Annotated in this window: 21 protein-coding genes and 1 tRNA gene; 9 read left to right on the forward strand and 13 right to left on the reverse strand. The window is 41.0% G+C overall.

Annotated elements, in window-relative coordinates; translation table 11 throughout:
* Nucleotides 1-161: 161 nt before the first annotated feature.
* The 9 genes from C5N92_RS02170 to radC all read right to left on the reverse strand — a co-directional run bounded on the left by C5N92_RS02170 (nt 162) and on the right by radC (nt 9,505).
* Nucleotides 162-251 (reverse strand) — tRNA-Ser (locus tag C5N92_RS02170).
* A 90-nt stretch (nt 252-341) separates the two neighbouring features.
* Entirely contained in the window at nt 342-1,436 is a 1,095-nt protein-coding gene (trmA, locus tag C5N92_RS02175; protein ID WP_111749246.1) for a tRNA (uridine(54)-C5)-methyltransferase TrmA, read from the reverse strand.
* 59 nt (nt 1,437-1,495) lie between these two features.
* Nucleotides 1,496-1,825 carry a MaoP family protein gene (locus C5N92_RS02180; RefSeq protein WP_111749247.1) on the reverse strand — a complete coding sequence of 110 codons (330 nt, stop codon included), beginning with the start codon at nt 1,823-1,825 and terminating at the stop codon, nt 1,496-1,498.
* A 154-nt stretch (nt 1,826-1,979) separates the two neighbouring features.
* The gene (gene adhE / locus C5N92_RS02185; protein ID WP_111749248.1) at nt 1,980-4,595 is read right to left on the reverse strand and encodes a bifunctional acetaldehyde-CoA/alcohol dehydrogenase; all 2,616 of its coding nucleotides are present in this window, start codon (nt 4,593-4,595) and stop codon (nt 1,980-1,982) included.
* Between the two features lie 255 nt (nt 4,596-4,850).
* The gene (locus C5N92_RS02190; protein WP_111749249.1) at nt 4,851-6,383 is read right to left on the reverse strand and encodes a pyridoxal phosphate-dependent decarboxylase family protein; all 1,533 of its coding nucleotides are present in this window, start codon (nt 6,381-6,383) and stop codon (nt 4,851-4,853) included.
* A gap of 167 nt (nt 6,384-6,550) precedes the next feature.
* Nucleotides 6,551-7,915, reverse strand: coding sequence for a diaminobutyrate--2-oxoglutarate transaminase (locus tag C5N92_RS02195; RefSeq protein WP_111749250.1), 1,365 nt, complete (start codon nt 7,913-7,915; stop codon nt 6,551-6,553).
* Between the two features lie 329 nt (nt 7,916-8,244).
* The gene (gene rpmG, locus C5N92_RS02200; RefSeq protein ID WP_005624479.1) at nt 8,245-8,415 is read right to left on the reverse strand and encodes a 50S ribosomal protein L33; all 171 of its coding nucleotides are present in this window, start codon (nt 8,413-8,415) and stop codon (nt 8,245-8,247) included.
* A gap of 11 nt (nt 8,416-8,426) precedes the next feature.
* The gene (rpmB, locus tag C5N92_RS02205; protein ID WP_006251446.1) at nt 8,427-8,663 is read right to left on the reverse strand and encodes a 50S ribosomal protein L28; all 237 of its coding nucleotides are present in this window, start codon (nt 8,661-8,663) and stop codon (nt 8,427-8,429) included.
* A gap of 125 nt (nt 8,664-8,788) precedes the next feature.
* A complete protein-coding gene (gene radC, locus C5N92_RS02210; RefSeq protein ID WP_111749251.1) occupies nt 8,789-9,505 on the reverse strand; it encodes a RadC family protein in 717 nt (238 codons plus the stop codon).
* Nucleotides 9,506-9,760: 255 nt separating this feature from the next.
* On the opposite strand from radC, the gene coaBC reads away from it, so the two are divergent.
* From coaBC to crp, 6 genes are all read left to right on the forward strand, one after another.
* The gene (coaBC, locus tag C5N92_RS02215) at nt 9,761-10,975 is read left to right on the forward strand and encodes a bifunctional phosphopantothenoylcysteine decarboxylase/phosphopantothenate--cysteine ligase CoaBC (protein ID WP_111749252.1); all 1,215 of its coding nucleotides are present in this window, start codon (nt 9,761-9,763) and stop codon (nt 10,973-10,975) included.
* Nucleotides 10,976-10,978: 3 nt separating this feature from the next.
* Entirely contained in the window at nt 10,979-11,911 is a 933-nt protein-coding gene (locus C5N92_RS02220; protein ID WP_111749253.1) for a DUF5672 family protein, read from the forward strand.
* A gap of 23 nt (nt 11,912-11,934) precedes the next feature.
* Nucleotides 11,935-12,390: a dUTP diphosphatase gene (dut, locus tag C5N92_RS02225; RefSeq protein WP_111749254.1), complete on the forward strand. Its 456-nt coding sequence runs from the start codon at nt 11,935-11,937 to the stop codon at nt 12,388-12,390.
* An 8-nt stretch (nt 12,391-12,398) separates the two neighbouring features.
* The gene (slmA, locus tag C5N92_RS02230; protein WP_111749255.1) at nt 12,399-13,004 is read left to right on the forward strand and encodes a nucleoid occlusion factor SlmA; all 606 of its coding nucleotides are present in this window, start codon (nt 12,399-12,401) and stop codon (nt 13,002-13,004) included.
* Nucleotides 13,005-13,011: 7 nt separating this feature from the next.
* Nucleotides 13,012-13,236 (forward strand): YheU family protein, encoded by a 225-nt coding sequence (locus tag C5N92_RS02235; protein WP_111749256.1) that lies wholly within the window; start codon nt 13,012-13,014, stop codon nt 13,234-13,236.
* Nucleotides 13,237-13,303: 67 nt separating this feature from the next.
* Nucleotides 13,304-13,978, forward strand: coding sequence for a cAMP-activated global transcriptional regulator CRP (gene crp / locus C5N92_RS02240; RefSeq protein ID WP_111749257.1), 675 nt, complete (start codon nt 13,304-13,306; stop codon nt 13,976-13,978).
* A 199-nt stretch (nt 13,979-14,177) separates the two neighbouring features.
* On the opposite strand, the gene rpsT is transcribed toward crp, so the two are convergent.
* Nucleotides 14,178-14,441 (reverse strand): 30S ribosomal protein S20, encoded by a 264-nt coding sequence (gene rpsT / locus C5N92_RS02245; RefSeq protein ID WP_005713402.1) that lies wholly within the window; start codon nt 14,439-14,441, stop codon nt 14,178-14,180.
* Nucleotides 14,442-14,682: 241 nt separating this feature from the next.
* Here rpsT and murJ point away from each other — a divergent pair, with 241 nt between their 5' ends.
* Nucleotides 14,683-16,254: a murein biosynthesis integral membrane protein MurJ gene (gene murJ / locus C5N92_RS02250; protein ID WP_111749258.1), complete on the forward strand. Its 1,572-nt coding sequence runs from the start codon at nt 14,683-14,685 to the stop codon at nt 16,252-16,254.
* 61 nt (nt 16,255-16,315) lie between these two features.
* Entirely contained in the window at nt 16,316-17,380 is a 1,065-nt protein-coding gene (locus tag C5N92_RS02255; protein ID WP_111749259.1) for an MFS transporter, read from the forward strand.
* Between the two features lie 65 nt (nt 17,381-17,445).
* Here C5N92_RS02255 and C5N92_RS02260 read toward each other — a convergent pair whose 3' ends face one another.
* Together C5N92_RS02260 and bamJ are read right to left on the reverse strand one after the other, a co-directional pair.
* Nucleotides 17,446-19,218 (reverse strand): AMP-dependent synthetase/ligase, encoded by a 1,773-nt coding sequence (locus tag C5N92_RS02260; RefSeq protein ID WP_111749260.1) that lies wholly within the window; start codon nt 19,216-19,218, stop codon nt 17,446-17,448.
* A gap of 179 nt (nt 19,219-19,397) precedes the next feature.
* Complete coding sequence (gene bamJ / locus C5N92_RS02265) at nt 19,398-20,027, reverse strand: BamJ family beta-barrel-assembly machinery protein (RefSeq protein ID WP_111749261.1); 630 nt, start codon at nt 20,025-20,027, stop codon at nt 19,398-19,400.
* 141 nt (nt 20,028-20,168) lie between these two features.
* Here bamJ and menB point away from each other — a divergent pair, with 141 nt between their 5' ends.
* Complete coding sequence (gene menB, locus C5N92_RS02270) at nt 20,169-21,026, forward strand: 1,4-dihydroxy-2-naphthoyl-CoA synthase (RefSeq protein WP_111749262.1); 858 nt, start codon at nt 20,169-20,171, stop codon at nt 21,024-21,026.
* 48 nt (nt 21,027-21,074) lie between these two features.
* Here menB and C5N92_RS02275 read toward each other — a convergent pair whose 3' ends face one another.
* On the reverse strand, nt 21,075-22,277 hold the full coding sequence (locus C5N92_RS02275; protein ID WP_111749263.1) for an acetate kinase: 1,203 nt from the start codon (nt 22,275-22,277) through the stop codon (nt 21,075-21,077).

Genomic DNA, 22,277 nt, shown 5'->3' on the forward strand with positions numbered 1-22,277 from the left:
GAGATTCGAACTCACGGAGGGCGTTAACCCTCGCCGGTTTTCAAGACCGGTGCATTCAACCGCTCTGCCATTCCTCCAGGTTGAAAGCTATTTTTATATTTCATTTACTCTTGAGAGTGAAAACCTGCTGATAATAACTTATCAACAGGTTGTATATTCAGTGGCGGAGGAAGTGAGATTCGAACTCACGGAGGGCGTTAACCCTCGCCGGTTTTCAAGACCGGTGCATTCAACCGCTCTGCCATTCCTCCGCTGAAAACAGGCGAAATGATATAGATAACCGCCTTGTCGGTCAAGCACAAAATCATTCAAAACGGTTAAATGTTCTATTTTTCACCTGATTATGCTTTTCTAATCAACCAAACACCACTTTCTATATGTTCGGTATAAGGGAATTGGTCGAATAAAGCACAACGTTCAATGCGATGCGTTTGGCTTAATTGTTGTAAATTCTCCGCTAAAGTATGTGGATTACAAGAAATATAGAGAATCCGCTCGTAACCTTGCACCATATCCAATGTGGCTTGATCCAACCCAGCCCGTGGCGGATCAACAAAAATCGTATTGCAATCGTACTGTTTCAAATCCACGCCACGCAAGCGGTAAAACTCACGCACGCCGTTCATCGCTTGGGTAAACTCTTCTGCAGACATTCGGATAATCTGCAGATTCTCAACGCCGTTTATCTCAATGTTATATTGCGCCGACTCCACTGATGATTTGGAAATCTCGGTCGCCAACACCTTACGGAACTGGCTTGCCAATGCAATAGAGAAATTGCCATTACCGCAATACAGCTCCAACAAATCCCCCTGACTATTGGCGGTACAAGCTCTCGCCCATTCCAACATCTTGATATTCATCTTACCATTTGGTTGGGTAAAACTGTTTTCCACTTGGCGATAGCGATAGGTTTTGCCGTCCACACTCAAGGCTTCTTCCACATAATCACAATCCAACGCAATTTTCTGCTTGGTAGCTCGCCCGATAAGTTGTACATCAAAGCCATAGCCCGTTAAACGCTGTTTGAGAAGTTTTGCTTGTTCAACCCATTCTTCCGTCAGCAGTTTATGATAAAGCATAGAAACCGCAATCTGCCCGCTTAATGTGCTTAAATAATCAATTTGGAATAGTTTGTGAGTAAGCCAATCATTACCCTTAATTTCGGCAATTAGCACCGTCATCATTCGATTGATAAGCTGGCTGGCGATAGGAAATTGATCGACCCGATAACGCTGTTTTGTCGTAGGATCAAACATAATGTGATAGAGATCGCCGTTCTCGTGCCAAACACGAAACTCTGCTCGCAGACGGAAATGGCTAGTGTCGGAAGCAAACACTTCAAGCTCGGGGGCATTAAAAGGGGAAAGTAAAGCGGTCAGATTCGCTTTCTTTTTTACTAATAGTTCAGGATATTGATGAATTGGTAACGTCATTGGAATATCATTAAAAAAGAGAAAAAAGAAAAGGCTTTTTCAAGCCTTCCCAACACCTATTATTCTGCAGAATCGTCGCTACCAATATCGCCACTCACATCACCAGACAGCGTATAAATACGCTTAGTTTGACTGGTTAAGCTACGATATTTTAGCCATACTTTCTCAAGGAAAGTTTCTGCTTCACGCTCACCTTTGACGACAGCAACAAATTGCTTTTCTTCCTCGGTTGTAGGTTTACGCTCACCATTTTCTAAGGCTAAACATGCTTGGCCAAACTGCTCTAAGGTTTGAGATTCACGAATAGTGTAATCACCATGACGAGAGAAACCTCGTGGATAATTTTTATCGTCGAAAAAACGACGTGTTACGCTAAAACTTTCTGCCATAATTGCCTCTATCTATTCAAAATTAGGAAAATCAAAATCGGGCAAGCATTAAAGCCAAAACTCAAGAAAAGATCAATGCTTTAATACAAAAAGCGGGCAGATTTGCAAAATTTTTTACGAATCTGACCGCTTGCTGATTAAATCTGACAAAAAATTACTGACCGTAATACGCTTTTGTCATTATCTCTTCCATATCCGCCACCATCGCTAAACGTGGGTTAGCTGGTGTACATTGATCTTCAAACGCATTGAGAGCTAACTCACGGCGAGCATCAAGGAAGGCTTTTTCATCTACCCCTTGATCTTTCAGCGACATTTTCACCCCACAACGTACTGCCAGATCGTGTACTGCTTTGGCGTAAGACTCTACCCCTTCCGCTGGTGTGGAAGCGGGTAAGCCCAACATTTTCGCAATATCTTGATAGCGCACATCAGCGACATAATCCGTGTATTTTGGCCACGTTGCTACTTTGGTTGGGCGAGTACCGTTATAGCGAATGACGTGCGGCAGTAAAATGGCGTTAGTGCGTCCATGAACGGTGTGGAATTTACCGCCGATTTTGTGTGCCATTGAGTGGCAAATACCTAAGAATGCATTGGCAAACGCCATACCCGCCATGGTTGATGCATTGTGCATTTTCTCACGAGCGACTTCATCAAACTGTTTCACCGATTTCTCTAAGTTTTCAAACACTAATTTGATTGCCTGTAAAGCTAAACCGTCCGTATAGTCGTTAGCAAGAATAGAAACATAGGCTTCTGTAGCGTGGGTTAAAACGTCTAAACCTGTATCGGCAGCAACGTGTGAAGGCACAGACATCACTAACGCAGGATCGACAATCGCCACGGTTGGAGTTAATGAATAGTCCGCAAGCGGATATTTAATATCGCCGTCAGTAATCACCGCAAACGGTGTTACTTCTGAGCCTGTACCTGATGTGGTTGGAATACCGACAAATTTCGCTTTGCGTCCTAATTGTGGGAATTTAAAGGCACGTTTACGAATGTCCATAAACTTCTGCACTAAATCACGGAAATCGACTTCAGGCTGTTCATAGAATAACCACATAATTTTCGCTGCGTCCATTGGTGAACCGCCGCCTAACGCAATAATGGTGTCAGGCTGGAAGCTACGCATGAGTTCTGTACCACGTTTTACTGTGTCTAAACTTGGGTTTGGCTCAACATCTGCAAAGAGTTGATAAGTTACTTTATTACGGCGTAGGCGAAGTTGTTCGGTAATGCGATCCACAAAGCCAAGATCAACCATTGATCTGTCGGTTACGATCATCACTTTTTCTGCCCCGACCATTGATTTGAGATATTGAATGGAATCACGCTCAAAATAGATTTTTGATGGTACTTTAAACCACTGCATATTGTTTCTCCGTCTGCCCACACGTTTGATATTTAATAGATTAAATGCACTGACGTTGTTGCTCACGGAGTTTTTACCGTAAGAGCCACAACCTAAGGTCAATGAAGGCAAGAAAGAGTTATACACATCGCCGATACCGCCAAAAGTCGATGGTGAATTCCAAATCACACGAATTGCTTTAACACGCTCACCGAAGGTTTTGGCTAATTCTTTATTTTGAGTATGAATGGCTGCCGAGTGTCCTAAACCATGGAAATTGACCATCGCTTCTGACAACGCTAAACCGTGTTCGGTTGAATCTGATTTTAGTAACGCAAGCACAGGAGAAAGTTTCTCACGGGTAAGCGGTTCAATTTCACCCACTTCTTTACATTCGGCAAGCAAGATATTGGTATTTTGTGGTACAGAAAAGCCCGCTTGTTCTGCAATCCAAGCGGCTGGTTTACCTACCACCGCTGAATTTAATTTTGCGCCTGAACAGCTCATTTTATCGGCTTTATCGACCCCAAAAATGTATTTTTCAAGCAAGGCTTTCTCTTTTTTATTCACCAAATAAACGCCGTAAGATTGCATCTCCTTGATGAAATCATCGTAAATTTCTTTGTCGACAATCGCCGCTTGTTCAGAAGCACAAATCATACCGTTATCAAAAGATTTTGACATCACAATGTCATAAACCGCTTGTTTCAATTTTGCCGTTTTCTCTACATAGGCTGGCACATTCCCCGCTCCTACGCCTAACGCTGGTTTACCGCAAGAATACGCCGCTTCGACCATTGCGTTTCCGCCTGTGGCAAGAATGGTTGCAATACCTTTATGCTTCATAAGGAGTGAAGTGCCATCCATTGAAGGCGTTTTGATCCATTGAATACAATTTTCAGGTGCTCCTGCAGCCACAGCTGCATCATAAACGATCTGAGCAGCATGAGCCGAGCATTGTTGGGCAGAAGGGTGGAAGGCAAAGACAATAGGATTACGGGTTTTAAGAGCAATTAATGCTTTGAAGATGGTGGTTGAAGTTGGGTTGGTGGTTGGTGTAATGCCGCAGACGACTCCGACTGGATCAGCTATTTCGGTGATGCCAGTTACATCGTCTTCACTAATCACCCCTGCAGTTTTCAAATGCCGCATATTATTCACGACATATTCACAGGCAAACAGATTTTTCGTGGCTTTATCTTCAAACACTCCACGCCCTGTTTCCTCTACAGCGTGTAATGCTAGAACACCGTGTTTATTGAGAGCAGCAACGGATGCTTTTGCGACAATATAGTCCACTTGTTCTTGATCTAGTAAGCGAAATTCATCTAACGCTTTCAAGCCTTTTTCAACAAGTTCATTTACTTCTTTTTGCGCATCATAGACTGGCGCTGTTTGTGTGTGTTGAGCCATAATAGCTTCCTCTTAAGATTAATTTTAACTAGGGAAATTATTGCTCATTTGGAGTAAGAACGCTTGAAGATTTTAAAAGACTTTGAGAGAGATATGACCTAGATCAAATACGAGAAATCTGATTGCAAAAACATCATTTTTTGCTAATTTTTTGATTACTCATCTGTAACAAATTAGCAAACTTTCTGCCGAAAATACAAGCGGTCAGTTTGGAACAAAAATTTCCAAAATCTGACCGCTTACATTTTAAAACAATTAATCAATCGCCGGAGTATATTCCCCTTTGGCAATCGCATCTTTAATACGTTCTGCTTCGTTTAACACTTGGTCTAACAAGGCTTTGACGTTTTCAAGGGTGGCGATTGGGCTTAGGGTGGTCATTTTTAACGATTGAACGTTATTGACTTTAGTCACGCCGATATTGGCTTCACCACGGGCAAAGAGTTCATCTGCCACGTTTTGGTTGAGCGTATCGACAAATTCCGTTGGATAGCCCTTTGGTACAACTCGGAATAAGACAGAGGCAAATTGCGGTTCAACCAACAATTCTAAGCCGTCAGTCGCTTTGATGTAGTCGGCAACATCACGGGTGAGTTTAACGCCATGATCGATCATTGAGCCGTATAGGTTTTCGCCTAGTGCTTCAACGGTAAACCACAATTTTAATGCGTCAAAACGGCGGGTGGTTTGTAATGATTTTGAGACCAAATTCGGCACGCCGTGTTCTTCGTCATATTCGGAATTGAGATAGTCCGCTTTGTAGTCAATGTAGCGGTACTCTTTTTCGTCTTTCAACAAGAACGCCCCACAAGAGATACTTTGGAAAAAGTGTTTGTGGAAGTCGAGGGTGATAGAGTCGGTTAATTCAATGCCGTCAAGCAAGTGGCGGTATTCGTTAGAGAGTAACAATGCACCGCCCCACGCGGCATCGACGTGTAGCCATACGCCGAATTTGTTGGTGATCGCACGGATCGCTTTCAGCGGATCGATTGCCCCTGCATCTGTTGTACCTGCTGTTGCCACGACACAAGCCACGATTTTGTCTTCCAAATAGAGCTTGGCTAAGGTAGCTTCGAGTGCATTTGGATCCATTTGAGCATTTTCATTACAAGGCACGGTTACAACAGATTGGAAGCCCATTCCCATCATCGCCATATTTTTTTGCACCGAGAAGTGAGCATTTTCTGAACAAACCACTTTCACTTTGTGCATTGCTTCAGGCGGAATACCATCACGTTGCACCGACCATTCTGTGCCGTCAGCGTTTTTCCAGTGCTTCGCAATGCACGCATCACGGGCAAGCAATACGCCCATTAAGTTTGATTGTGTACCGCCTGAAGTGAAAACACCCGCTTGTCCTTTGCCGTAGCCAACTTTTTCACGCAACCATTCGATCAGTTGCACTTCCATTAATGAACCTGCTGGGCTTTGATCCCACGAGTCCATTGATTGATTGGTGGCGTTGATTAACACTTCGGCAATTTGGCTGGCGACCATTGTCGGACAATGTAAGTGAGCCAGTGAGTGTGGGTGATGTACTTTCAGGCTTTTGTTTAAGAACAGTTCGATTAAACGATCTAAGGATTTTTCCACGCCTAAGCCGTCTTTTGACGGATTGAAAGCAATTTCTGAACGGAGCTGTTTAATGCTACCGCCCGTGTACATTTTTTCATTTTGTAGCCAGTTGCTTACCGCTTGCACGGCGGTTTGCATTGATTTTTGGTAATCTGCAATGGATTGTGCATCGTTGCAGAAAAGGGCTTGTTTGTGTTGAGCGAGAGTTGTCATTTTGTTTATCCTATCCATTTATAAATTCCCCCCTTTGAAAAAGGGGGGCTAGGGGGGATTTTTAATCGTTTTGTATGAAAATTAACATTTTAAAATCCCCCTTAATCCCCCTTTTTCAAAGGGGGAAATGTCTTTATCGATACATAAATAAAGGGGAAAATGTTTAATTACCCACGCACCACTTTCAACGCATCCGCCACAGACTTGCTGAAACGTTTGATCATTTCTTCACATTCTGCTTGGGTGATGATTAATGGGCAAAGGATACGCACAACGTTACCGCCACGACCGCCACGCTCTAACAACAATTTATTTTTAAAGCACGCTTTTTGGATTTCTGCGGCTAATCCGCCGTCTGCTGGGTATGAACCGATACGATCTTGTGGCTGACGTTCGTCCACAATTTCGATCCCCATCATCAACCCTTTACCACGTACGTTGCCGATACAAGGGTAAGTTTGAGCTAATTTTTGCAACTCGGCTTTTAAGAAATCACCACGCTCTTGAGCATTTTTCGCTAAGTTTTGCTCACGCATAATTTTAAGAGACGCATAACCTGTTGCCATTGCTAACTGGTTGCCACGGAATGTGCCTGTGTGTCCTGCAGGTTGCCACGCATCGAACTCTTTCTTAATCGCTAACACCGCAAGCGGTAAGCTACCACCAACAGCTTTCGACATCACAACAACATCTGGCTCAATTCCTGCGTGTTCAAAGGCGAACATCTTACCTGAACGGCAGAAACCCGCTTGAACTTCGTCTAAAATCAACACGATACCGTGTTTTTTGGTCACTTCACGGATTTTTTGTAACCATTTCACAGGTGCTGTTACCACGCCGCCTTCCCCTTGAATTGCTTCAAGGATAACCGCTGCAGGTTTTACCACACCGCTTTCTACATCTTCGATAAAGTTCTCGAAGTAATAGGTTAAAGCATCAACCCCTGCTTCGCCGCCAATACCTAACGGACAACGATATTCGTGTGGATATGGCATAAACTGCACGCCAGCCATTAAGTTTTGCACCGCATTTTTCGCATTTAAGTTGCCCGTCATTGAAAGTGAGCCGTGCGTCATACCGTGATAACCGCCCGAGAATGCAATCACATTGCCACGACCTGTGTAGGTTTTAGCTAATTTAATCGCGGCTTCCGTGCCGTCCGCACCTGAAGGACCACAGAATTGTAAGAGGTATTCGCCTTTCGGGAAGAAAGAGAGCAATTCTTCAGTGAATGCGTCTTTGAGTGGCGTGGTTAAATCAAGGGTGTGCAGCGGTAAACCGCTTGCTAATACATCTTGAATTGCCTGAATTACGGCAGGGTGATTGTGTCCGAGTGCTAAAGTCCCTGCACCAGCCAAACAATCTAAATACTCGTTGCCTTCGACATCAGTTACCCAACAGCCTTGTGCTTTGGCAATCGCAAGCGGTAACTTGCGAGGATAACTACGTACATTCGATTCCATTTCGTTTTGGCGAGTTAAGTAGTATTCATTGGTTGCTTGTTGGATTGGATTTACAGGAGTTGTTGTCATTTGAAAATAGACCTTCTATAAGAGGTTAAAAAAATAAGTCGGGTGCCTTGCGGGAAGCCTAAGCTTTCTTATCCTGAGAGATAAGATGCCATGGGGCATTTGACTCGCTACTTATTAAAAAAGCGTTTCAGCTTTTTTGTTTTTACCCTATCAGTTCCCAGAACGGGATAGGTTGGAAACATCGTCTCAAACATGGGTTGTATTTGAGAACGGCACATAGTACCCCTTTTTTTGATAAAGAAAAGCCTTTTTTACATCAATCATCAAAAATGAGTATGTTAAAAATAAAAAACCCAGCTTTCGCTGGGTTCTTAAAGAGATAAAGCAAATTATTTGATTTTTGCTTCTTTATAAACAACGTGTTTACGCACAACTGGATCAAATTTTTTGATTTCCATTTTTTCTGGCATATTACGTTTGTTTTTTGTTGTTGTGTAGAAGTGACCAGTTTCAGCAGTAGAAACTAATTTGATCTTCTCGCGATTACCTTTAGCTGCCATTTGTTAGCTCCTTAGATTTTTTCGCCACGAGCACGGATTTCAGCTAATACTGCATCGATGCCTTTTTTATCAATAATACGCATACCTTTCGCTGTTAAGCGTAAAGTTACGAAACGGTTTTCGCTCTCAACCCAGAAACGGTGAGTGTGAAGGTTTGGAAGAAAACGACGTTTAGTCGCATTCATTGCGTGTGAGCGGTTGTTACCAACTGCTGGACGCTTGCCTGTTACTTGACAGACTCTAGACATTTTCAATTCTCCGATATTACTTAAGCTTAAGCTAAATGGTTCGGGCGATCAGAAAGGCTCAACTCAATCTGACGACCTCGTCAGGTACAAACACCCGACCCACAGACTATTTTAAAGGCTGTGGATTATACTTGCTTTAATTCATCTAAACAAGGGGAAATTTCGCAATTTTCCTGTTCAAACTTCTCTTCTTCGAATGAAAAATAATCGCCTTTACCCACAATAATGTGATCCACAAAACGAATATCCACTAAATCACACGCCATCTCAATTTTGCGAGTAAGATAACGATCCGCTTCACTTGGGATACAATTTCCTGAAGGGTGATTGTGTGCAACCAAAATCGCTGCCGCATTGCATTTTAAGGCTTCTTTGATAATTTCACGGGGGTGAACGGAAGCCTGGTTAATCGTGCCGTAAAACATTTTTTCTGTTTTGATCAGGCGATTCTGATTATCCAAAAAGATCACCATAAATACTTCTCTTTCCCAAGATTCTAACTCTGATTGAAAATACATCACCGCTAAATAAGGGCTACTGACCATTTCATTGACTTGCATCTGTTGGGAAAGGTAACGCTTAGTCATCTCTTTCGTTGCTTGAAGCTGTACATACTGCGCTTGTCCCAATCCTTTGATTTGACAAAAATCTTCTAGCTTCGCTGAAAGTAATCCCCTTAGCGATCCGAAGGCTTCTAATACACTTTCAGACAATTCCATCACGGGTGTACCTTTAATTCCTGTCCGTAAAAAAATAGCAAGTAATTCTGAATCACTTAATGCTTCAACACCAAATTGGAGTAATTTTTCTCTTGGCATGAGTTCTGTTGAACTAGATTTCATATTTTTTGCTCAATCAAATAAAAAGTAGCAAAAGCATAAGAATCTTTCTCGCTTGATTCAAAAGGCTTTTCAGATTTTTTCGACAGAGATCGCAAAAATCGGGCATTGTGAGTGAGTACCTATTTGCGTAGAATAATAGAAAATTTTCCTTCTCTTATTCGTAGGGGCGGAGTTTATCTCCGCCCAAAAACATATAAATTTTATGACGGGCGGGGATAAACCCCGCCCCTACGAGTGATACTTAGGTAATATAAAATGCTCACAACCAAAAAAATCCTGATCGGTATTACTGGCGGTATCGCTGCCTACAAAACCATTGAACTGATCCGCTTACTAAAAACCGCTGGGGCTGAAGTGCGTGTGGCAATGACCCCTGCCGCTGAAGCCTTTGTCACACCATTAACGCTACAAGCCATTTCAGGCAATGCCGTTTCAACATCGTTGCTCGACCCACAGGCAGAGCTGGCAATGGGACATATTGAACTGGCGAAATGGGCAGATTTGGTGGTGATTGCCCCTGCGACCGCTGATTTTATCGCCCGTCTTCGCATTGGTATGGGCAACGATTTACTTTCAACCATTTGCCTTGCGAGCGCTGCCCCGATTTTACTTGCTCCAGCGATGAACCAGCAGATGTACAAGCGGTCAATTGTGCAAGAAAATTTGCAAAGTTTGGTGGAGCAGGGTGTTTCTCTTATCGGTCCAAACGCTGGTTTTCAAGCCTGTGGCGATATAGGTAAAGGTAGAATGTCCGAGCCGAGTGAGATCTTTGCTGCGATTGAAGATCATTTTAAACAGTCGCAGGATCTTGCCGATTTAAGTGTTGTCATTACCGCAGGTCCGACTCGAGAAGCGATCGATCCTGTACGTTATATCAGCAATCACAGCTCAGGCAAAATGGGCTTTGCGATTGCCGAAGCCTTTGCGAAACGTGGTGCGAAAGTCACCTTAATTGCAGGTCCCGTAAATTTAGTGACACCGCCAAAAGTCTGCCGTGTTGATGTGATTTCGGCACAAGAAATGGCAGAACAAGCGGTAAGTTTGGCACAACAAAATGCAATTTTTATCGGCTGTGCGGCGGTGGCGGATTATCGTGTTGAACAGGTCGCCGAGCAGAAAATCAAGAAAACAGATGATAGCGATGAATTGACGCTAAAATTAGTGAAAAACCCTGATATTATCGCGAACGTCGCTCATCTTACTGAAAATCGACCCTTTGTGGTTGGCTTTGCAGCGGAGACAGAAAATGTTGCTGAATATGCCAAAAGCAAGCTACAACGCAAAAAGTTAGATTTAATTTGTGCGAATGATGTTTCTGGCGGACAAGTGTTTGGGCAGGATCAAAACGCTTTGCATCTCTTTTGGCAAAACAACGAAAAGATCTTACCGCTTGCGAATAAAAATAAATTAGCTGAAATGCTAATAGATGAAATTGTAAGATCTTATCGCCAACCATTTAATAAGAGTTAATAAATGCATCAGTTTTCAGAAAATAGATCTAACACGATAACTATCGTTAGCGTAACAGGTCATCAAGAATATGCTCAAGGTTCTGCCTATGCAATAGAACGAAGCTATGAAGAGTTACAAAAAAAGCTCCCTAAAGAAAACCTAAAATGTTTACTTGTTTCTCCTGAACGTCCCGCACATTTGGAAGAATATGTAGAACATATTTCTTGTCAGCCGTTCAGTTATTTAGAATACAACCTTTTTTTGCTATATTCTTTAGGCGATATTATTGATACAGACTTTGCTTTGGTCGTACAAAATGATGGCTTTGTAGTTGATGGTCATAATTGGAGAAATGAATTTTTCGATTATGATTTTATTGGTGCACCGCTTCGCTGTATGTATGAACGTCTCAACGATGGGAGTTTTAAAGAATACAATAATGAACAGTGTGATCCTTTCTATGAAAATATGCCATCAAATTTTTTTGAAGGTCAAAATGGTGGCTTTTCATTAAGGAGCAAAAAACTATTAAAGCTACCTAGGGAGCTTGATATTAAGATACCATTTCCAATACCTGATACTATTTTAGCTAAACAAGATATTAGGTTGGAATATACATCTAATAAGATTCACAATGAAGATGTTGTATTAACCATGTATATCAGACAACTACTCATTGAACACGGGATTAAATTTGCACCTCCTATTATTGCTTGTTATTTTGCAAGCGAATCCACAATAGTTCATGCAAAACGTAATATTCCATTAGAAGATGTATTAGGTTGTCATACATTTGGATACTTAATTTTGACTGATAAGAACAAAGTTTTTATGAAGAAAAAAGTTAATTTTATTGAAAACAATGTGGCAACAAATTCATGGTGTGCATGGTTCTTTAATGCCAATATGAGTATTGATGTACCCCAAAAATTTTTAGAAGATAAACAAAATTAAGCAGAAATTCATAGAGGACAATGATGAAACAGATCGATTTAAAAATTTTAGATAAACGTATCGGAAACGAATTTCCCTTACCAACTTATGCTACAACAGGTTCAGCTGGTTTGGATTTACGTGCATTAATTGAACAGCCATTGACCGTCGAAGCAGGACAGACCGTGTTAATTCCAACTGGGATTTCAATTTATATCGCTGATCCAAACTTAGCAGCAGTAATTTTACCGCGCTCAGGGCTAGGACATAAAAACGGTATTGTGTTAGGCAACCTAGTTGGTTTAATTGACAGCGACTATCAAGGTCCACTCATGGTTTCTCTTTGGAATCGTAGCGATAAGCCATTTACTATTGAAGTAGGAGATCGTATTGCTCAACTGGTGTTTGTGCCAGTGGTACAAGCACAATTTAATATTGTTGAAGAGTTTACTGCAACAGATCGCGGCGAAGGTGGCTTTGGGCATTCAGGAAAGCAATAGGACTAGCAATGATCGAACCTGTAATCAAAATGCCTAAAAAATCAGTAAAAGAGAGACAACAACAAGTCCTTGAAGTTTTAATTAGTTTACTCAATTCCGAAGAAGGAATGCAGCGAATTACTACTGAGCGCCTATCAAAAGCTGTTGGTGTATCAGAAGGTGCTTTATATCGATACTTTCCAAGTAAAACTAAAATGTTTGAAGCCTTGATTGAACGTATCGAGATCACCCTAAACAGCTATATCAATGTGAGTAAACGCCAAGCTAATACTGAATTAGCCGTAAAAGCAATCTTACAAACAATCTTAGAGTTTGCTCAAAAAAACCCTGGGGTTACACGAATCTTGACAGGACATGCGCTAATGTTTGAAGAAGATCTCTTAAAACCCCGTGTGTCTAAATTTTTTGATGGATTAGAGCTACAGTTTGTGAATATTCTACAAATGAGTAAATTACGAGAAAACAAAGCATTCTCTGATGAAAGAGCATTAGCAGGTTATCTCGTTAATTTTTGTGAAGGACAATTTCTACGTCTTGTTCGCTCAAACTTTAGTTTTAATCAGCACCAACATTTTGAAAAACAGTGGCAATTTATCAAACCATTATTCTACTAGGAAAAAGATGATCATCCCTTGGCAAGAACTCGAAGAAAATACATTACACAACGTCCTTGACTCTTATATTTTGCGTGAAGGTACTGATTACGGTGTTCGTGAATATTCTCTTGAAGAAAAACGTGAACAATTGTTGGCACAACTTAAAGCAGATAAAATTGTCATTGTTTGGTCTGAATTACATGAAAGCATTGATATCAAGGACAAAAAATCTTTCTTAGGGAATTTGTAAATTTGTGCTACACTTCTTTACGTAGTATTAAACTATATCAACTATAAATGATTTATAGAGGTTTTTTATGCAAGATGTTTCTATCTCTACAGCACAACTTGAAGGCGTTAGCCCGCCACCTTCAATTCACGATCCTGCTGTTGAGTGGTTTCTCACTCACTGCCATATTCATCGTTATCCCGCCAAATATACGCTCATTCATGCGGGTGAAGATGCTGAATCGTTGTTTTATATTGTTAGTGGTGCTGTTTCTGTCTTTATTAAGGATGATGAAGGCAAAGAGATGTTATTAACCAATTTAGGTCAGGGTGAATTTGTAGGTGAAATCAGCCTGTTTGAAGAAAAAACACAGCCTCGAACCGCTTGGGTAAGAACTAAAGGGAATTGTGAAATTGCAGAAATTTCTTATAAAAAATTTAAGCAATTAGTTCATCTCAATCCTGACATTTTAATGTATTTATCGGCACAAATGGCTCGTCGTTTACGTATGACTTCACGTCAAGTCAGTAATCTAGCATTCTTAGATGTAACAGGTCGTATTGCACAAACACTCATGAATTTAGCAAAAATGCCTGATGCGATGACACATCCACAAGGTATGCAAATCAAAATTACCCGTCAAGAGATTGGACAAATGGTAGGATGTTCACGTGAAACGGTTGGTAGAATTTTAAAAATGTTAGAGGATGATGGATTAATCTCTGCTCATGGTAAAACGATAGTTGTCTTTGGTACTCGCTAACTTTACATCGACAAAAATATCGTTTGCGTGATATTGCTCTGCAATTTACCAACTGCAATCAAACAAAATCAAAATGCCAATTAGCAAAACTAATTGGCATTTTTATGTCTAATCCTAAAATCTATTATAAAGTCGATAAAGGAAAAGTAATGTATAAAAAATAATCCAGCTAAAAATTAACTGGATTATTAGAAAGCAATTACGCTAATTTTTTAATTTGAGCTGCTAATTTAGATTTGTGGTTAGCTGCTTTGTTAGCGTGGATTAAGCCTTTAGATGCCATACGATCCACAACTTTTTGCATTTCAACGAAAGCGGCTTCTGAAGCTGCTTTATCACCAGTTGCTACTGCTGCATATACTTTTTTGATGAAAGTACGCATCATTGAGCGTTGGCTTGCGTTATGTTGGCGGCGTTTTTCTGATTGAACCGCACGTTTTTGTGCTGACTTGATATTAGCCAAGGTCAAACTCCTAAAAATATCTGTGTAAAAATAAGAACATAAAAAACAATTTTTTTATGCAGTGCTATCGATAGTTTAAATTCATTTTCAACGAGACACGGGCTTGAAAATAACATCGTTTCACACAAGAAATGTTCTTGAGTAAAAGATAGGGGCGGATTTTAGCAGTTTTTTTCTGATTTTCCTATAACAAACTGCTAAAATTCCGATCAATTTTTAAAGAAGAATAAGAGAGAAGATTGTGAGTAAGAAATTACTAAGATCAGGCATGATTGTCAGTAGTATGACACTCATTTCCCGCATACTCGGTTTAATTCGAGATGTCGTGGTCGCCAATTTATTAGGGGCGGGAATAGCTGCAGATATATTCTTATTTGCCAACCGTATTCCAAACTTTTTACGTCGTTTATTTGCTGAAGGGGCATTTTCTAAAGCCTTTGTCCCTGTATTAGCAGAATACAACGCCGATAACGATCCTGACAAAACCCGTGAATTTATTGCGAAAGTGTCAGGCACACTTGGCGGCTTAGTTACTATCGTGACGCTTATTGGTGTTATCGCTTCACCTGTGATTGCTGCCCTATTTGGTACGGGGTGGTTTTTAGATTGGCTCAATGATGGTCCTGATGCAGAAAAATTCACACAAGCGTCTTTCTTGCTCAAAATCACCTTTCCTTACTTATGGTTTATCACCTTTGTTGCCTTATCTGGCGCGGTGCTTAATACCATAGGCAAATTTGGGGTAATGGCATTTTCTCCTGTTTTATTAAATGTCGGCATTATTGCTGTGTCTATTTATGGTGCGCCTTATTTTGATTCACCCGATACTGCGGTGGCATGGGGTGTATTTTTAGGTGGCTTACTGCAGTTCCTATTCCAAATTCCTTTTATGAAAAAAGAAGGTTTATTGGTGAAACCTAAATGGGCTTGGCATGATGAAGGGGTGAAAAAGGTTCGTAATTTAATGATTCCCGCTCTTTTTGGTGTATCCGTAACGCAGTTAAACTTATTAATCAACCAAGTGATTGCATCATTCCTTGTTACAGGCTCAATTAGTTGGCTTTATTACGCCGATCGTTTAATCGAATTTCCGCTTGGGCTATTTGGTATCGCTATTTCGACGGTGGTATTGCCGAGCCTTTCTCGCATTGCAAAACAGAAAGATTTAAACGAAGAACAGCGTAAGTTTAACTTTGAACAAACGATGGATTGGGGCGTACGAATGGTGTTGCTACTCGGTATTCCTGCGATGATTGGTATTTTAACCCTTGCTCAACCCTTGATAATGACGATGTTTATGCATGGTAAATTCCAATTAAACGACGTTATTGCATCATCAAAAGCGTTGTCTGTTATGTGTTTTGGCTTAATTAGCTATATGCTGATTAGTATCCTTGCCAACGGTTTTTATGCGAATCAAAACACTAAAACGCCCGTAAAAATTGGGATTATCGCCGCCGTGAGCAACATCTGTTTTGGCTTGCTTGCTATTCCTTTTGGCTTCATCGGATTGGCAATGGCATCTGCGTTATCGGCAGCGGTGAATGCAAGTTTGCTTTATCGTGGTTTAGTCCAAAACAAGATTTACAAAGTCACGATGAAAACCGCTGTTTTTACCCTAAAATTGCTGATTTCAGCCTGTATTATGGGGGCGTTAGTTTCCTATTTTTCACCGGATCTCAACACTTGGGTAAGCCTACATTTTTGGGCAAAAGTGCATTGGCTTGCGTGGTTAATTGTATTAGCTGCTGTTAGTTATTTTGCAAGTTTAATTGTCCTAGGTGTTCGCCCGAAAGATCTTCGTACTGCATAATTTCGCAAGCGGTCAGATTTGCAAAAAAATTGCCAATCCGACCGCTTGTTTGGATATTCAAATGTCTTTAGAAAAACTTCTACTCACACGCCGTTTTATTTCGACCCTTGCGTATTTCTCCATGCAAACGGTCTTTTTTATCTACCTACAACAAAAAGGCTTATCCAACGCACAGATTGCCTTTTCGCTGTCGGTGCTGTTCTTTTGTAGCCAAGCACTTGCTATTTTTGCAGGGATTTTAGGCGACCGCTACGGCTTGGCAAAAATGATGTTAGTCGGCTGTTTGCTTGATGTGGTGGCGTATATTTTCTTTCTGTCCGCCGAAAGCTACACGGTGTTACTGCTTGCGACAATGTGCTTTGGTATGGGAAGTTGCCTATTCGCCACCAACGCCAGAGCCTGTTTGCTTGCCTTGGCTGGTGACGAATATTCGGCAAAGACCCGCTTACAAGGCAAGTTTTTGCGGGTAACCAGTATGTCGTCAATGGCAGCGCCACTGCTCGCCATTCCGTTTATTAAGTATGAACAGATTAACGCATTGATTTGGTGCTGTTTTTTATTGGAAGCGGTACTGTTTCTGTTTATGGCAAAACCTTTTTACCAAATGGAAAGCGTCAATCATTTGGTTAAATTCCGTTGGGGGCAAATTCGAGAAATTATCACTAAAGAGTTTATTTTTGTGCATTTAATGCTGTTTGTGCCGTTAAGTGTAGCGATGTCGTTTTTTGTGATTTTCCCTTATCTGTTCGACAATAAACTCCACGCCCCAGAACAAATTCCGATTGTCTTATTTATCAATGGGTTAATGACGGTTGCCCTGCAATCTTATTTTTCTAAACACATTAATCTCACTCGCAAACAGTTGATGATCGTTAGCCCAATTTTAGCGGTAGGAATGGTTGTGCCTTGGTTTATCACCTTGCATTACGCTTCAATTGTTTCAGCCTATATTTACTTGGTGATTTTCACCTTGCTAGAAGTCTATGCCCTGACCGCAATGGCGAATTTATTGGTAAAATTTGATAACGGCAAAAATCGCGGATTTATCTTCGGATCGTCCCGCTTGATCCAGTCAATTTTGACGATGATGGTGATGAATTTAATTCCTGTATTATTTTTAGTTTAGGTTTCATTTAAGTATGCTTAAATAACAATCCGCCCGTAAAACGGGCGGATTGTTATTTAGCTTAACTAGTGATACATTTTATCAATTAGATCTTTATAACGCTGTAAAATCACTTTCCGACGCAATTTTAGCGTCGGGGTAATTTCTTCCATTTTCGTGCTAAAAGCTTGTGGGAGCAGAGTGAACTTTTTAATTTGCTCAAAACTCGCTAACTCTTTTTGTAGTTCTTGGATGCGTTTTTCAAACATTTGAATGATCTCGGAATGCTTGATTAACTCCATTCTGTCATGATATTTAATATTAAGCTGTTTGGCATACTCTTCTAAGCTATCAAAGCATGGCACAATTAATGCGGACACATATTTTCTGGCATCTGCAATCACGGCAATCTGTTCAATAAATTTATCTTTGCCAATTTTGCCTTCAATGTATTGTGGCGCAATATATTTGCCATTGGATGTTTTCATCAGCTCTTTAATGCGATCCGTGATAAATAAATTGCCTTGGGCATCCATTTCCCCTGCATCGCCTGTTTTTAAGAAGCCATCTTCAGTAAAAGCTTTAGCGGTTTCTTCAGGTTTTTTATAATAGCCACGCATCACCATGCCGCCACGGACGAGAATTTCATTCTCTTCGCCAATTTTCACTTCCGCATTTGGCATTAATGTACCGATTGAGTTTGGATTAAAGCCGTGATCTGCCCAACAAGAGACGGTTGCGGTGGTTTCTGTCATGCCATAGCCTAATTTGATATTAATGCCGATACTATGGAAAAACATGCCGATTGTCGGTTCTAATTTGGCACCGCCACAAGGCATCATGCGAATATTCCCGCCTAATAGCGCACGTAGTTTTGAGAAAACCAATTTACTTGCCAAACGGTGCTGTAGTTGTAGCCAAAGCGAAGGTTCTTGCGCCAGAAAATAACGTTCACCTACATTAATCGCCCATTTGAATAAGGCTTTACGATGTACAGGGGCTTTTTCAACTTTGTCCCAAACAGCCGTATAAATTTTTTCATAAAAGCGTGGCACAGCGCACATAACCGTCGGCTTAACCGCCGTTAATGCTTCACGCACTAGATTGGTATCTTCTAAATAGCAATTCGTTGCGCCACGGTGGAAAACATAGGCAACCCACGCACGTTCAAAAATATGAGAGAGTGGTAAAAATGAGAGCGACACATCGTTATCATCGATATTTAATGCAAGATCGTGAGCTTTAAGTTGGTGTGCGAGATTGGCATAATCTAACATTACCCCTTTTGGCTCGCCCGTCGTACCTGATGTATAAATGAGTGTGAACAAGTCAGAAAGTTGTTTATCTGCAACACGTTGTGCCAATCTATCCGCTTGTGGTTCTACCTGGATAAACTCTTCCCAATAGCAAGCGATAGGACAATGATAAAGGTGAATCGTCGGTTTCATTGCCACAATTTTTGTTAATTGTGGACAGTTGTTCGCTATTTCGGTGGCTTGGTCAAACTGCTCCTGATCGCCAACAAAAAGAATTTTAATATCCGCATCATTAAGAATATATTCTACTTGCTTGGCGGTATTTGTCGCATAAATTGGCACCGCAACAGCACGAATTTGCATTGCAGCAAAATCGGTGATTGTCCAACGGGGCATATTATTAGCAAAGATGCCAATTTTATCTTGAACATCAATGCCTTGAGCTAAAAGTGCGTAAGAGAGTTGGTCGATATATTGTTGAAATGTTTGCCATGAGATCTCTTGCCATTGTTGGTTTTCAAGAAAGCGAATAGCGGTGCGATGTGTAAAATTTTTTGCTTGTAAATGAAGACGATTCACAAAGTGGAAGTCTAATTCAGCCATGAATTTATATCCTATTATTTCAGCTAACAACTGTGCGCAAATATACTTGGTTCAAACATAAAAATCTATAAAAAAGTGAACAACTGTAAGCCGAAAAACAAGAAAATGTGATAAATATCACAAATGATGATGGCGCATAAAAGAAAACGCCCAAACTGACGTTGGGCGTTAAAGGAAGATTAAACGATATCTAATAGTTCTACTTCAAAAATCAATGTACTAAACGGCGGAATTGACGCACCAGCACCACGCTCACCATAAGCCAAATTATGTGGAATGGTTAAACGCCATTTTGAGCCAACAGGCATCATCTGTAACGCTTCCACCCAACCTGCAATCACGCCAGTTACTGGAAATTCCGCTGGGGTACCACGTTTAACTGAGCTGTCAAAAACTGTGCCGTCAATTAATGAACCCGTGTAGTGAACACGCACTTTGTCGGTTTTAGCTGGTACTTTGCCTGTACCTTCCACCAACACTTCATACTGTAAACCGCTTTCGGTTTCTTTTACGCTCGGGTGTTTTTTGTTTTCTTCTAAAAACGCTTTGCCCTCTGCAGCTAAGGCTTCAAAGGCTTTGGCTTGTTCCGCTTCGGCACGTTGTGATAATTCTTGTAACGCTTTAGTGACTTCATTTAAATCTAACGCTGGTGGATTTTGATTTAACACATCGAAAATCCCTTTCACCACCGCTTCTGGCTCAACATCTAAGCCGCTACCTAATAATTGCTGACCGATTTGCAAACCAATTCCGTATCCGCCTTTTGCTTCAACACTTTCTAATTTCACTTGTTCTAAATTTAAAGACATAATGTTTTCCTGTTTGTTAAAAAGACTTGCACGATATAAGGCTGAATTTATCAATTACAAGTGTAAGCGGTCGGATTTTGGCAAAAATTTGCAAATTTCAGGTATAATCTGCCCGCTTGTTTAAACTAAAAGGAATACAAAATGCAAAACCCAAAAGATGATGTGCTTTATGCCCCAGTTCAATGGCAGGATTGTAGTGAAGGTTACAGCGATATTCTTTATCACAAATCTACTGACGGTATCGCCAAAATCACGATTAATCGCCCTGAAGTACGTAATGCCTTCCGCCCACAAACAGTAAAAGAGATGATCCAAGCATTCTCTGATGCTCGTTTTGATGAAAAAATCGGCGTAATCGTGCTAACAGGTCAAGGCGAAAAAGCGTTCTGTTCAGGTGGCGACCAAAAAGTGCGTGGCGACTACGGCGGTTATAAAGATGAGAGTGGTGTACATCATTTAAACGTATTAGATTTCCAACGTGATATTCGTAGCTGTCCGAAACCAGTGGTGGCAATGGTGGCAGGTTATGCGATTGGTGGCGGTCACGTGTTACATATGCTTTGCGACTTAACCATTGCGGCAGAAAATGCGATCTTCGGTCAAACTGGTCCGAAAGTAGGTTCATTTGATGGCGGTTGGGGTGCAAGCTATATGGCTCGTATCGTGGGGCAGAAAAAAGCCCGTGAAATTTGGTTCTTATGCCGTCAATATGATGCGAAAGAAGCATTAGAAATGGGCTTAGTCAATACTGTTGTGCCTTATGCAGACTTAGAGAAAGAGACCGTGCGTTGGTGTCGTGAAATGCTACGCAACAGCCCGATTGCATTGCGTTGCTTAAAAGCGGCATTAAATGCGGACTGTGATGGTCAAGCAGGTCTTCAAGAGTTAGCAGGCAATGCCACAATGTTGTTCTATATGACAGAAGAAGGTCAAGAAGGACGCAATGCCTTTAACGAAAAACGTGCACCTGATTTCAGCAAGTTTAAGCGTAATCCATAAATAATTTAAAGACTGACGTCGATTCTCTCGAAGTCAGTCTTTATTATTTTAAACAAATTCTGCTGTATATTTCGCAATCACTAATTCTTCATTAGTCGGGATAACATAAGCTGAATGTTGTGAACGATCTGATGTAATTTGACCATACTGACCAAAACGAGCAGAAAGGTTTCTCTCTTGGTCTAATTCAAATCCTAAAATAGTCAGCTTTTGTAATACCAAACGGCGTACTAATTCAGAGTTTTCGCCAATGCCACCTGTAAATACAACTGCATCGAGTTTGTTATCTAATAACATGGCATAAGAGCCAATATATTTAACCAGACGGTGAATATAGACTTCTAAAGCAACTCGGCATTTTTCATCTTTCTCATAATTTTCTGTGATGTAACGAAAATCACTGCTTGAGCCTGTCAAACCTAATAGCCCTGATTTTTTATTGATGAGATCGCTCGTTTCTTCTGTAGAAAGTGCTAATTTCTGTTTTAAATAAATTAATAAGGCAGGATCAACATCACCGCAACGCGTTCCCATCACAAGCCCTTCACAAGGGGTAAAGCCCATGGAAGTGTCGATACTTTCGCCATGTTTAATTGCCGTAATTGACGCCCCATTACCTAAGTGACAGCTGATCATATTCAATTCTGAACGTGGTTTACCTAGATACTCTGCTGTTTTACAGGCGATATAGTAGTGGCTAATGCCATGGAAGCCGTAGCGACGAATACCATATTTTTCATAAAATTCGATAGGCAAAGGATAGAGATAAGCATGTGGCGGTAGCGTGGCATGGAAACCGGTATCAAAGACAGCTACATTTTTATCTTTAAGATGTGGAAATGCAATTTGAGATGCCTTAACCCCCATGACATTCGCAGGATTATGTAGTGGCGCTAATTCAAAAAGTGTCGCAAGATTATCAATGACTTCAGACGTAATTAAGGTTGGTTGGGAATATTTTTCACCGCCGTGTGTGACACGATGGCCAATGGCTTTAATGCTTTGTTTTAGGTCAGGATAGTCGGAGAGAATTTTTTCGGTAACGAAATTGAGGGCATCGGCATGATTGGCTTTTTCAGCAAGTTGAGCTTGGTATTTTTCACCTTGATATTTCCAACTTATTTTTGCTTCGGGTAAATGTAAACATTCCGCCAGTCCAGAGAGCAATGTTTCTTCTGTATGTGGTTGTATAATCGAAAATTTAAGCGATGAACTTCCGCAGTTAATAACAAGAATATGGTGCTGTGGCAT

The sequence above is a fragment of the Glaesserella australis genome (assembly GCF_003260095.1).
In the GTDB taxonomy this organism is placed as follows: domain Bacteria; phylum Pseudomonadota; class Gammaproteobacteria; order Enterobacterales; family Pasteurellaceae; genus Glaesserella; species Glaesserella australis.

Bases quoted from the DNA above. Each gene is read 5' to 3' on its own strand.
- trmA (WP_111749246.1), bottom strand. From the start codon at position 1,436: ATGACGTTACCAATTCATCAATATCCTGAACTATTAGTAAAAAAGAAA.
- C5N92_RS02180 (WP_111749247.1), bottom strand. From the start codon at position 1,825: ATGGCAGAAAGTTTTAGCGTAACACGTCGTTTTTTCGACGATAAAAAT.
- adhE (WP_111749248.1), bottom strand. From the start codon at position 4,595: ATGGCTCAACACACACAAACAGCGCCAGTCTATGATGCGCAAAAAGAA.
- C5N92_RS02190 (WP_111749249.1), bottom strand. From the start codon at position 6,383: ATGACAACTCTCGCTCAACACAAACAAGCCCTTTTCTGCAACGATGCA.
- C5N92_RS02195 (WP_111749250.1), bottom strand. From the start codon at position 7,915: ATGACAACAACTCCTGTAAATCCAATCCAACAAGCAACCAATGAATAC.
- rpmG (WP_005624479.1), bottom strand. From the start codon at position 8,415: ATGGCAGCTAAAGGTAATCGCGAGAAGATCAAATTAGTTTCTACTGCT.
- rpmB (WP_006251446.1), bottom strand. From the start codon at position 8,663: ATGTCTAGAGTCTGTCAAGTAACAGGCAAGCGTCCAGCAGTTGGTAAC.
- radC (WP_111749251.1), bottom strand. From the start codon at position 9,505: ATGAAATCTAGTTCAACAGAACTCATGCCAAGAGAAAAATTACTCCAA.
- coaBC (WP_111749252.1), top strand. From the start codon at position 9,761: ATGCTCACAACCAAAAAAATCCTGATCGGTATTACTGGCGGTATCGCT.
- C5N92_RS02220 (WP_111749253.1), top strand. From the start codon at position 10,979: ATGCATCAGTTTTCAGAAAATAGATCTAACACGATAACTATCGTTAGC.
- dut (WP_111749254.1), top strand. From the start codon at position 11,935: ATGAAACAGATCGATTTAAAAATTTTAGATAAACGTATCGGAAACGAA.
- slmA (WP_111749255.1), top strand. From the start codon at position 12,399: ATGATCGAACCTGTAATCAAAATGCCTAAAAAATCAGTAAAAGAGAGA.
- C5N92_RS02235 (WP_111749256.1), top strand. From the start codon at position 13,012: ATGATCATCCCTTGGCAAGAACTCGAAGAAAATACATTACACAACGTC.
- crp (WP_111749257.1), top strand. From the start codon at position 13,304: ATGCAAGATGTTTCTATCTCTACAGCACAACTTGAAGGCGTTAGCCCG.
- C5N92_RS02255 (WP_111749259.1), top strand. From the start codon at position 16,316: ATGTCTTTAGAAAAACTTCTACTCACACGCCGTTTTATTTCGACCCTT.
- C5N92_RS02260 (WP_111749260.1), bottom strand. From the start codon at position 19,218: ATGGCTGAATTAGACTTCCACTTTGTGAATCGTCTTCATTTACAAGCA.
- bamJ (WP_111749261.1), bottom strand. From the start codon at position 20,027: ATGTCTTTAAATTTAGAACAAGTGAAATTAGAAAGTGTTGAAGCAAAA.
- menB (WP_111749262.1), top strand. From the start codon at position 20,169: ATGCAAAACCCAAAAGATGATGTGCTTTATGCCCCAGTTCAATGGCAG.
- C5N92_RS02275 (WP_111749263.1), bottom strand. From the start codon at position 22,277: ATGCCACAGCACCATATTCTTGTTATTAACTGCGGAAGTTCATCGCTT.